This window comes from Bergeriella denitrificans NBRC 102155, from assembly GCF_001592185.1.
GTDB classification, from domain to species: Bacteria; Pseudomonadota; Gammaproteobacteria; order Burkholderiales; family Neisseriaceae; genus Neisseria; species Neisseria denitrificans.
Genome location: NZ_BCWL01000057.1, coordinates 1 through 10,447 on the forward strand (window position 1 = coordinate 1; position 10,447 = coordinate 10,447).

Sequence of the window (10,447 nt, forward strand, 5' to 3'; positions counted from 1 at the left end):
GGGCGCAGCCAACGCTGTAGCAGAAATTACTCTTCGACTATATATACCGCATATTCCGTATCAGCAGACCATATTTTCAGACGGCCTGCTGCATCGTACAATGTTTCGACACCACTCATTATCAGGAGAAAAACATGATGGAGAAGAAAAAACATACCGCGCCGGAGCGCCCCGAGGGCGAGCTGCTGCTGCGTACCGTTGCGCGTGCCAAAGACACCAATGTCAACAACGATATTTTCGGCGGCTGGATTATGTCTCAGATGGATTTGGGCGGCGGCATACTGGCGGCGGAAATCGCCCAAGGGCGGATTGTGACGGTGGCGGTGCAGGAAATGAGTTTTATCCGCCCGGTTAAAGTCAACCACATCGTCAGCGTTTACGGGCGTTTGGTGAAGGTCGGCAATACCTCTCTGCAGCTGAAAATCGAAGTCTGGGTCAAACCTTTCCTGCCCGAAGAGGCGCAAGGCGGTAAGCCGGAGCTGGTGACGGCAGCGGTGTTTACTTATGTCGCTATCGACGATGAAGGCCGCCCGCGCCCTGTGCCGAAAGATGCCTTGCCGCCGATTCATCCTGTCTGATAAGGCCGTCTGAAAAATGCGCGGGCATTCAAACCGCCCTGCCCGCTCAGATGCCGTTAACAGCAAACCCATACTATCCATACACAATCCTACCCATATATATATATATATAAAAACAGCAGCCTTTCGGCTGCTGTTTGATTATCAGGCTTTATCCTGAGGGTTGTCTGCTTTGGCTTCTGCTTCCGGAGCCGTTTCCGCTTCGGTTGCTGCGGCAGGCTCTGCTGCTTCTGCAGGGACTTGCTCCTCGGCGTCTTCTTTACGCAGATTGTGGCTGTAATCTTTCGGCGGGCTGGGCTGCTTGCCGGCCATGATTTCCAGCACCTGATCGCGGTCAATGGTTTCCCAGTCCATCAGGGCTTTACACATGGTTTCCATCTTGTCGCGGTTTTCGTCCAAGATTTTGTAAGCCACTTGGTATTGCTCGTCCAAAATGCGGCGCACTTCCGCGTCCACATCCTGCTGGGTTTTTTCCGAGATATTCTGCGAACGGGTGATGCTGCGGCCCAGGAAGACTTCGCCTTCGTTTTCCGCATACACCATCACGCCCATTTTTTCGCTCATGCCGTAGCGGGTCACCATTTCGCGGGCGATTTGGGTGGCACGCTCGAAGTCGTTGGAAGCGCCGGTCGAAATACGGCCGACGAAAATGTCTTCCGCGATACGGCCGCCGAACAGGATGGAGAGCTGGCTCAGCATTTGGTCTTTATACATGCTGATGCGGTCACGTTCGGGCAGCTGCCAGGTCAGACCCAGTGCACGGCCGCGCGGCATAATGGTGACTTTGTGCACCGGATCGGTAAACGGCAGGCTCTCGGCCACGATGGCATGGCCGGCTTCATGGTAGGCGGTGGCGCGTTTTTCGTCTTCGTGCATCACCATGCTGCGGCGCTCGGGGCCCATGTAGATTTTGTCTTTGGCATCTTCAAAATCGCTTTGATCGACTTTGATTTTGTTGCGGCGGCCGGCAAACAGCGCGGCTTCGTTCACCAGGTTGGCCAAATCCGCACCGGAGAAGCCCGGTGTGCCGCGTGCCAGCGAAGTCAAATCCACGCTCTCGTCCAAAGGCACTTTTTGCGCGTGCACTTTCAAAATCTGCTCACGGCCGCGGATATCGGGCAGCGGCACCACCACTTGGCGGTCGAAGCGGCCCGGGCGTTGCAGCGCGGGGTCGAGTACGTCGGGGCGGTTGGTCGCGGCGATGACAATCACGGTTTGGTTGCTTTCAAAGCCGTCCATTTCCACCAAAAGCTGGTTCAGGGTTTGCTCGCGCTCGTCGTTGCCGCCGCCCAAACCGGCGCCGCGCTGGCGGCCTACGGCATCGATTTCATCGATAAAGATGATGCACGGGGAATTTTTCTTGGCCTGCTCGAACATATCGCGCACGCGGCTGGCACCCACGCCGACAAACATTTCCACAAAGTCGGAGCCGGAAATGCTGAAGAACGGCACGCCCGCTTCGCCGGCAATCGCTTTGGCCAGCAGGGTTTTACCCGTACCCGGGCTGCCCGCCAGCAGGATGCCGCGCGGTACGCGGCCGCCCAGGCTTTGGTAGCGGTTCGGCGCTTTGAGGTAATCGACGATTTCCTGCACTTCTTCTTTGGCTTCGTCGCAGCCGGCCACATCGGCGAAAGTGACTTTGTTGGCATCTTTATCCAAGAGCTTGGCGCGGCTCTTACCGAAAGAGAATGCGCCGCCTTTGCCGCCGCCTCCGCTCTGCATACGCATAAAGTAGAACCACGCGCCAATCAGCAGCAATACCGGCAGCAGGCTGAAAAACAGGCTGCCCAACATGCTCGGTTTTTCTTCCGGCGTCACTTTGACGCGCACGTCTTTGTCAAGCAGGGTTTTAATCAGGTTGTCGTCCAGCGGCGCATTGGTGAAAAACGCCGTTTTGTCGGTCCGTTCGCCTTTAATCAGGTAGCCGCTGACGACCGAACCTTCGATATTGACGCTGGCGACTTCTCCGCTGTTCACCTGCTGGATAAACTGCGAATATTCGATTTGCTGTTTGTCTTCCTGCTTGCTGCCGACCGCATTGAACGCGGCCATCAGCGCCACGCCCAAAGCCAGCCAAACCAAGATGTGTTTAATGGTATTCCCCACTGAACAGGCTCCGTAGTAAATAGATAAACGAAAAACGATTGTAAAACACGCTGCCGGGATTGTCAGCGTTTATTTTTGCCCAATAAATAAATCTCACTGGAACGATTGCGCGATGCTTCGGGCTTGCGGGTCTGCACCGTGGCGAAAATGCCGCGCATGGTATTCATATATTCCTGATAGCCCGCGCCCTGAAACACTTTAACCAGAAAATTTCCGCCCGGCTTCAGATGCGCTGCGGCAAAATCCAACGCCAGCTCGCACAGATAAAAACTGCGCGCCTGGTCGGTTACCGCATTGCCTGACATATTGGGCGCCATATCGCAAATTACAAGGTCTAAAGGACGGTTGCCGAGTAAAGATTCAAACTGCGCCAAGACATCGTCTTCGCGGAAATCGCCCTGAATAAACGATACGCCCTCGATGTCGTCCATAGGCAGGATGTCCAAAGCGAACACTTCCCCGCTTTTGCCGGCCAGCTTGGCGGCCACCTGCGACCAGCTGCCCGGCGCGCTGCCCAAATCGGCCAAGACCGTACCCGGCTTGATTAATTTATCTTTTTCATTGATTTCCAACAGCTTATAGGCCGCGCGCGCGCGGTAGCCGTCTTTTTGCGCCATATGCACATAATGGTCGTTGACATGCTCGTTGAGCCATGCCTTGGAGGATTTGGAGCGGACTGCCATGAGCTTTCTGTATCTCGCCAATCAAATGAGCGCTATTGTACGTTATTTTGCAGCGGATTTCCGCTAAATCGCGTACAATGGCGGGATTATTGTTTAGCAAGCCGTACACATCATGACCGACAACACCCTCAGCACCAAAGACATTCTGGCGCTCAAAGCCCGCGCCCACCATCTCAATCCTGTCGTTATGGTCGGCCAGCAAGGTCTGACCGATTCCGTTATCAAAGAAACCGATGCCGCGCTGACCGCCCACGAGCTGATTAAGGTGCGCGTGTTCGGCGACGACCGTGCCGAACGCATCGAAATCTGCAAGGCGCTGTGCGAAGCCGTTGATGCCCAACTGGTACAGCATATCGGCAAGCTGCTGGTGCTGTGGCGCAAGAATTTGGAAGACTGATTGCCGTCGCACAAGCCGCGCCGCGTGCGCCCAAAATAAGCCAAGCCGTCTGAAAAACCATATTTTCAGACGGCTTGTTTTCAGACGGCTTATCCCCGCTTATCGGACAACACGCTTCTGCCTGATGCTTTTTTACATCATGCAACCAAAATGCGTGATGAAATATCCGATATTTCCTCCTATTAAGCAAACAGGCCGTCTGAAAATATAAATTTTCAGACGGCCTGTTCTATCCCAAAAGGCTTTACGCCAGCTCTTGCAGCAGTTTATCGTGAATGCCGCCGAAGCCGCCGTTGCTCATTACCAAAATATGGTCGCCGCTTTCGGCAAAATCGCTGATGGCGGCGGCAAAGCTGTCGATGCTGCCCTGCCCGACGGTGGCTTTGCCGCCCAAGGGCGCCAGCGCCTCTTTGACATCCCAATCCACGCCGCCGGCATAGCAGAACACATGGTCGGCTTCCTGCAGGCTTTGCGGCAGCGCGGCTTTCATGGTGCCGAGCTTCATGGTGTTGGAACGCGGCTCGAGCACCGCCAAAATCCGTGCTTTACCGACTTTTTGGCGCAGGCCGGCGATGGTGGTTTCGATGGCGGTCGGGTGGTGGGCGAAATCGTCGTAAACCGTTACGCCGTTGGCCGTTCCTTTGATTTCCATGCGGCGCTTCACGTTTTTAAACGCGCCCAAGGCTTCGCAGGCCGTCTGAATATCTACACCGGCATGGCGGGCGGCGGCAATCACGGCCAGCGCGTTCATGCGGTTGTGTTCGCCGAGCAGTTCCCATTCGACATGGCCGACCGGCTCGCCTTTGAAATGTATGTCGAAACCGCCCGCTTCGTTAACATTTTCAATCTGCCAGCCTGCCTGGTTGCCGAACAGTTCAATCGGCGTCCAGCAGCCTTTGTCCAACACTTCGTGCAGCGGCTCGGCGCGGCCGTTGCTGACAATCAGACCTTCAGACGGCACGGTACGCACCAAATGGTGAAACTGGGTTTGAATTGCCGCCAAGTCGGGGAAAATATCGGCGTGGTCGTATTCCAGATTGTTCAGAACCGCCGTGCGCGGGCGGTAATGTACGAATTTGCTGCGTTTGTCGAAAAATGCGGTGTCGTATTCGTCGGCCTCGATGACGAAAAACGGCGATTTGCTGTGCGGGTCTTGGCGCGGTGCCTGCGGCAGGCGGGCGGACACGCTGAAATTCTGCGGCACGCCGCCGATTAGAAAGCCCGGCGCCAACCCGGCATATTCCAACACCCAAGCCAGCATGGAGGCGGTGGTGGTTTTGCCGTGCGTACCCGCCACGCCCAGCACCCAATGGTGGTGCAACACGTTTTCCGCCAGCCATTGCGGGCCGGAAATATACGGCAGGCCACGGTTTAAAATGGCTTCGACCACATCCATGCCGCGCTTGGCGACATTGCCGATTACATAAACATCGGCTTGGAAAGTTTCCAGCTGCGCGGCGTCGAAACCTTCGTGTACGTCAATGCCCAAGGCTTCGAGCTGGGTGCTCATCGGCGGATACATTTTGGCGTCGCAGCCGCTGACTTTAAACCCGGCTTCTTTGGCGATGGCGGCAATCCCGCCCATAAACGTACCGCCGATGCCGATAATGTGGATGTGTTTCATGGCAAACATTGTCTTTAAAATTTTGAAAACGTCATTATAGCGGAAAAGGCCGTCTGAAAATATCGGCTATAATGGGCGTTTTACGCAATATATTCAGAAAGCAGCCGATGAACATGATTAAAACCCGCGCCGCCGTAGCCTGGGCGCCGAACGAGCCTTTAAAAATCGAAGAATTGGATTTGATGCCGCCGCAAAAAGGCGAAGTATTGGTACGCATCGTTGCCACCGGCGTGTGCCACACCGATGCCTACACCCTGAGCGGCCAAGACAGCGAAGGCGTGTTCCCCTGCGTATTGGGTCACGAAGGCGCGGGCATTGTCGAAGCTGTCGGCGAAGGCGTTACCGATTTTCAAGTCGGCGACCATGTGATTCCGCTTTACACCGCCGAATGCGGCCAATGCAAATTCTGCACTTCGGGCAAAACCAACCTCTGCTCGTCCGTACGCGCCACGCAGGGCAAGGGACTGATGCCCGACGGTACAGTGCGTTTCTTTAAAGACGGCCAGCCGATTTACCACTATATGGGTACGTCCACCTTCTCCGAATACACCGTTGTCGCCGAAGTGTCGCTGGCGAAAATCCAGCCTGAAGCCGATTTGAAAGAAGTCTGCCTGCTCGGCTGCGGCGTTACCACCGGCATGGGCGCGGTGATGAATACCGCCAAAGTGAAGCGCGGCGATACCGTCGCCATTTTCGGCTTGGGCGGTATCGGCTTGGCCGCCGTGATTGGCGCGCGCATGAGCGGTGCGAGCCGCATTATCGGCATCGACACCAATCCGTCTAAATTTGCGCTGGCGGAAAAACTCGGCGCGACCGATTTTGTGAACCCGAAAGATTTCGACAAACCGATTCAAGAAGTCATCATCGAGATGACCGACGGCGGCGTGGATTATTCGTTTGAATGCATCGGCAACGTAGAAGTGATGCGCGCCGCGCTCGAATGCTGCCACAAAGGCTGGGGCGAAAGCATCATCATCGGCGTCGCCCCTGCCGGCGCGGAAATCAGCACCCGCCCGTTCCAATTAGTCACCGGGCGCGTATGGCGCGGCTCGGCTTTCGGCGGCGTCAAAGGCCGCAGCGAGCTGCCGGGCATCATCGACCAATATATGCGCGGCGAATTCGCCCTGAGCGACTTCATCACCCACACCATGCCGCTGGAAGAGATTAATACTGCTTTCGACCTGATGCACGAAGGCAAATCCATCCGCAGCGTCATTCATTATTAATCAAAACGCGGCAGGCCGTCTGAAAACCGCATCTTTTCAGACGGCCTGCGCCGCATACCGGAAATGCCCGCATGGACATGATGACGTTTACCAATTACCTGCTGCTCGCCCTTTGCGCCTTTACCGTCTTGCTGGTTTGGTCGCGCAACTGGAAGCGCAAGCAGGCGTATTACGAAAAAATCAAAAGCCAACCCGAAAACCTGCAATGGGTACGCAGCCACCTTTCCGGCGTAGAATGGCGCGACCTCAAAACCGTGAGCGAGCATTTCGGGCTGCCGCTGCTGCAGGCCAAGCAGCTGATTGATTTCTGCAAACAGCACCCGCCCCGCTGAAGCCTGCCGTTTTCAGACGGCCTGTTATGCCAAACGCGGGCAAAGCTGCTAAAATAAAGCCGACATACCTTTTCCCGACCCGTTTTCCGAGACCTCCCGCATGAACCCCCTGATGACCGACTTTCAAACCCCCGCCCAGCGCACGCCCGTGATTGTGGCTTTGGACTTTGCCAACGAAAAAGACACGCTGGCCTTTGTGCGCACGCTCGACCCCGCGCTCTGCCAGATTAAAATCGGCAAAGAGCTGTTTACCGCCACCGGCCGCAGCCTGGCGGAAAGCCTGATTAATCAGGGTTTCAAATTATTTTTGGATTTAAAATACCACGACATTCCCAATACCGTGGCACAGGCTTGCAAAGTGGCGGCGGATATGGGCGTGTGGATGGTGGATTTGCACGCTTCGGGCGGCCGCCGCATGATGGAAGCCGCCGCCGAGGCCGTAGCCAACAGTGCCGCCAAACCGCTGCTCATCGGCGTGACCGTCTTAACCAGTATGGAACAGAGCGAGTTGGCCGACATCGGCATTCAGTCGCCGATTGAAGAGCAGGTGCTGCGCTTGGCCAAGCTGGCGCAAAGCTCCGGCTTGGACGGCGTGGTCTGCTCCGCGCTCGAAGCCGCGCCGCTGCGCCGCGAATTGGGCGGCGAGTTTGTTTTGGTGACACCGGGTATCCGTTTGGACACCGCCGGCAACAACGACGACCAACGCCGCATTATGACGCCGGCCGAAGCATTGGCCGCGGGTTCAACTTATTTGGTGATGGGCCGTCCGGTTACCCAAGCCGCCGACCCGATTGCCGTGTTGCGCGAAGTCAACCGCGTGGCGAATAGCTGATTGATGAATGCCTGGCTTGAGTTATCAACCCACGTGCCCCTTTTCAGACGGCCTATGCCGTCTGAAAAACGAACCATAAACCCGCCGCAGCCACTCCAAGCACGGAATCCGATTTATGCCTACTTCTTTCACTCCCGAATTGCTGAAAACCCGTTTTGCCCAAGCCCGCGTGTTGGTGGTGGGCGATGTTATGCTCGACCGCTATTGGTTCGGCGACGTCAGCCGCATTTCCCCCGAAGCGCCCGTGCCCGTAGCGAAAATCAACCAAATCGACCAACGTGCGGGCGGTGCGGCCAACGTGGCGCGCAACATCGCTTCTCTGGGCGGCCGGGCCGGATTGTTGTCGGTAACGGGCGACGACGAAGCCGCCGATGCGCTGGATGCACTGATGATGCAGGACGGTGTGGCTTCTTATCTGATGCGCGACAAGAAAATCGCCACTACGGTGAAATTGCGTGTGGTCGCCCGCAACCAGCAGCTGATCCGTTTGGATTTTGAAGAAACGCCCAATCACGAAGTGTTGGAGCAGATTAAAGACCAATACCGTACCCTGCTGCCCGATTACGATGTGGTGGTTTTTTCCGATTACGGCAAAGGCGGTCTGACCCATATCGCGGGCATGATTGAGTGGGCGAAGCAGGCGGGCAAGGCGGTTTTGGTCGATCCTAAGGGCAGCGATTATGAGAAATACGCCGGTGCGACGCTGATTACGCCCAACCGTGCCGAGTTGAAAGAAGTGGTGGGGAGCTGGAAAAACGAAACCGACCTCACCGAAAAAGCGCAGCTGCTGCGCCGCCATTTGGAACTCGAAGCCGTATTGCTGACCCGAAGTGAGGAGGGCATGACGCTGTTTAACGAGGGCGATGCGGTGTACCAGCCTACACGCGCGCAAGAGGTGTATGACGTGTCCGGCGCGGGCGATACCGTGATTGCCGGCATGGGCTTGAGCATGGCCGCGGGCTTTACCCTGCCCGAAGCCATGCATTTGGCCAATACCGCCGCCGGTGTGGTGGTGGCGAAACTGGGTACGGCGGTATGCTCGTTCGACGAATTGAATAAGGCGCTGGCGGAGCAGTAAGCCATCAGTCCAAACCGCCGCATGTTTTTTCAGACGGCCTGCGCTCTTTCAGACGGATACCTTTGCAACTACAATGCAATTGTAGGGGCGGGTTTCACACCCGCCAGATTTCAACTTATTGAAAGTTAACTTTTTCTAGAAATCAAACATGCGGGCGGGTGTAAAACCCGCCCCTACAATCGGCTCTGCTTATTTTCTATTTTTTTGCAATGGCTTTAGGCGTCTGAAACCATAAAGGAAAACTTATGCCCGTTCAGCCTGATTTAGAAGCCGTCCGCCGCAAGCAGGCACAATTGGAAGCCGCTTACAGCGCATGGATTGCCGAAAAAGCCAAATATGAAATTTTGGCGTTTGCCGACCAAGACGACATCGTGTGCCATTATCCCGACGGACACACCGAAGTGGTGTATGCGGCAGAAAAAAGCTAAGACTGTCGGAAAGATTGAAATATAATCAGATAATTCAAAGGAAGCAGAATATGACCATCATCGTTACCGGTGCGGCCGGCTTTATCGGCAGCAATATTGTGAAAGCCCTCAACCAACGCGGTATCACCGATATCGTGGCCGTGGATAACTTAAGCAAAGGTGAAAAATTCAAAAACCTGGCCGAATGCGACATCGCGCATTATCTCGACAAACACGAGTTCATCCGCCAAGTGCGCGCGCACGAGCTGCCGTATAACGACATCCGCGCCGTATTCCACCAAGGCGCGTGTTCCGATACCATGAACCACGACGGCAAGTATATGATGGACAATAACTATCAATATACGCTGGATTTGTTCGACTGGTGCCAAGACGAGCGCATTCCGTTTCTTTATGCTTCCAGTGCGGCGGTGTACGGCAAGGGCGAAGTCTTCCAAGAAACGCGCGAATTGGAAAAACCGTTGAATGTGTACGGCTATTCCAAATTCCTGTTCGACCAAGTATTGCGCCGCCGCATGGCCGAAGGTCTGACCGCGCAGGCCGTCGGCTTCCGCTATTTCAACGTGTACGGCCAAATGGAGCAGCACAAAGGCCGCATGGCTTCCGTCGCCTTCCACCATTTCCACCAATACCGCGAAAACGGCTATGTCAACCTGTTCGGTGAAAACGACGGCTACGGCAACGGCGAACAAACCCGCGATTTCGTCAGCGTGGAAGACGTGGCCAAAGTAAACCTGTTTTTCTTCGACCACCCCGAATTGTCGGGCATTTTCAATTTGGGTACAGGCCACAGCCAGCAGTTTAACGAGCTGGCCGCCGCCACCGTCAACGCCTGCCGCGCCGCCGAGGGCAAGCCGGAAATGAGTTTGGAAGAATTGGTTAAAGAAGAATTAATCCGCTATATCCCCTTCCCCGACGCGCTCAAAGGTAAATACCAAAGCTTCACTGAAGCCGATATTACCAAACTGCGCGAAGCGGGCTACACAGAGGAATTTTTCGACGTCAAACAGGGCGTAAGCCGCTATGTGGAATGGATGTTGAAAAACTTGGTGTAACCGGGTTTGTCGCATTCTAAAAAAGCCGTCTGAAAATCATAAATTTTCAGACGGCTTTTTACTGCTTTGCCGCTTATTCGGAACACCTACATTGAGCCGGGTAAGCCG

11 protein-coding genes are annotated in these 10,447 nt (G+C 55.4%); 8 read left to right on the plus strand and 3 right to left on the minus strand.

Features of this window, described 5'->3' with window-relative positions; all coding sequences use genetic code 11:
• Positions 1-134: 134 nt before the first annotated feature.
• Positions 135-578 carry an acyl-CoA thioesterase gene (locus tag BDE01S_RS04825; protein WP_115225367.1) on the plus strand — a complete coding sequence of 148 codons (444 nt, stop codon included), beginning with the start codon at positions 135-137 and terminating at the stop codon, positions 576-578.
• Positions 579-722: 144 nt separating this feature from the next.
• Here the strand turns inward: BDE01S_RS04825 and ftsH are convergent, their stop codons facing one another.
• Together ftsH and BDE01S_RS04835 are read right to left on the minus strand one after the other, a co-directional pair.
• Entirely contained in the window at positions 723-2,684 is a 1,962-nt protein-coding gene (gene ftsH / locus BDE01S_RS04830; protein WP_066078020.1) for an ATP-dependent zinc metalloprotease FtsH, read from the minus strand.
• Between the two features lie 62 nt (positions 2,685-2,746).
• Positions 2,747-3,367, minus strand: coding sequence for an RlmE family RNA methyltransferase (locus BDE01S_RS04835; RefSeq protein WP_066078021.1), 621 nt, complete (start codon positions 3,365-3,367; stop codon positions 2,747-2,749).
• A 112-nt stretch (positions 3,368-3,479) separates the two neighbouring features.
• On the opposite strand from BDE01S_RS04835, the gene yhbY reads away from it, so the two are divergent.
• Positions 3,480-3,764, plus strand: coding sequence for a ribosome assembly RNA-binding protein YhbY (gene yhbY, locus BDE01S_RS04840; RefSeq protein WP_066078024.1), 285 nt, complete (start codon positions 3,480-3,482; stop codon positions 3,762-3,764).
• A 244-nt stretch (positions 3,765-4,008) separates the two neighbouring features.
• Here the strand turns inward: yhbY and mpl are convergent, their stop codons facing one another.
• Complete coding sequence (mpl, locus tag BDE01S_RS04845; RefSeq protein ID WP_066078046.1) at positions 4,009-5,388, minus strand: UDP-N-acetylmuramate:L-alanyl-gamma-D-glutamyl-meso-diaminopimelate ligase; 1,380 nt, start codon at positions 5,386-5,388, stop codon at positions 4,009-4,011.
• Between the two features lie 107 nt (positions 5,389-5,495).
• Between mpl and BDE01S_RS04850 the strand changes: the two genes are divergently transcribed.
• The 6 genes from BDE01S_RS04850 to rfaD all read left to right on the plus strand — a co-directional run bounded on the left by BDE01S_RS04850 (position 5,496) and on the right by rfaD (position 10,339).
• A complete protein-coding gene (locus BDE01S_RS04850; protein WP_066078050.1) occupies positions 5,496-6,614 on the plus strand; it encodes an S-(hydroxymethyl)glutathione dehydrogenase/class III alcohol dehydrogenase in 1,119 nt (372 codons plus the stop codon).
• 71 nt (positions 6,615-6,685) lie between these two features.
• Positions 6,686-6,946, plus strand: a complete 261-nt coding sequence (locus BDE01S_RS04855) for a hypothetical protein (protein ID WP_066078026.1) — start codon at positions 6,686-6,688, stop codon at positions 6,944-6,946.
• 100 nt (positions 6,947-7,046) lie between these two features.
• Entirely contained in the window at positions 7,047-7,778 is a 732-nt protein-coding gene (gene pyrF / locus BDE01S_RS04860) for an orotidine-5'-phosphate decarboxylase (RefSeq protein ID WP_066078029.1), read from the plus strand.
• Between the two features lie 115 nt (positions 7,779-7,893).
• The gene (gene rfaE1 / locus BDE01S_RS04865) at positions 7,894-8,856 is read left to right on the plus strand and encodes a D-glycero-beta-D-manno-heptose-7-phosphate kinase (protein ID WP_066078031.1); all 963 of its coding nucleotides are present in this window, start codon (positions 7,894-7,896) and stop codon (positions 8,854-8,856) included.
• 245 nt (positions 8,857-9,101) lie between these two features.
• Entirely contained in the window at positions 9,102-9,284 is a 183-nt protein-coding gene (locus BDE01S_RS04870; protein WP_066078034.1) for a hypothetical protein, read from the plus strand.
• A gap of 50 nt (positions 9,285-9,334) precedes the next feature.
• Positions 9,335-10,339, plus strand: a complete 1,005-nt coding sequence (gene rfaD, locus BDE01S_RS04875) for an ADP-glyceromanno-heptose 6-epimerase (protein WP_066078035.1) — start codon at positions 9,335-9,337, stop codon at positions 10,337-10,339.
• The last annotated feature ends 108 nt before the right edge of the window (positions 10,340-10,447 follow it).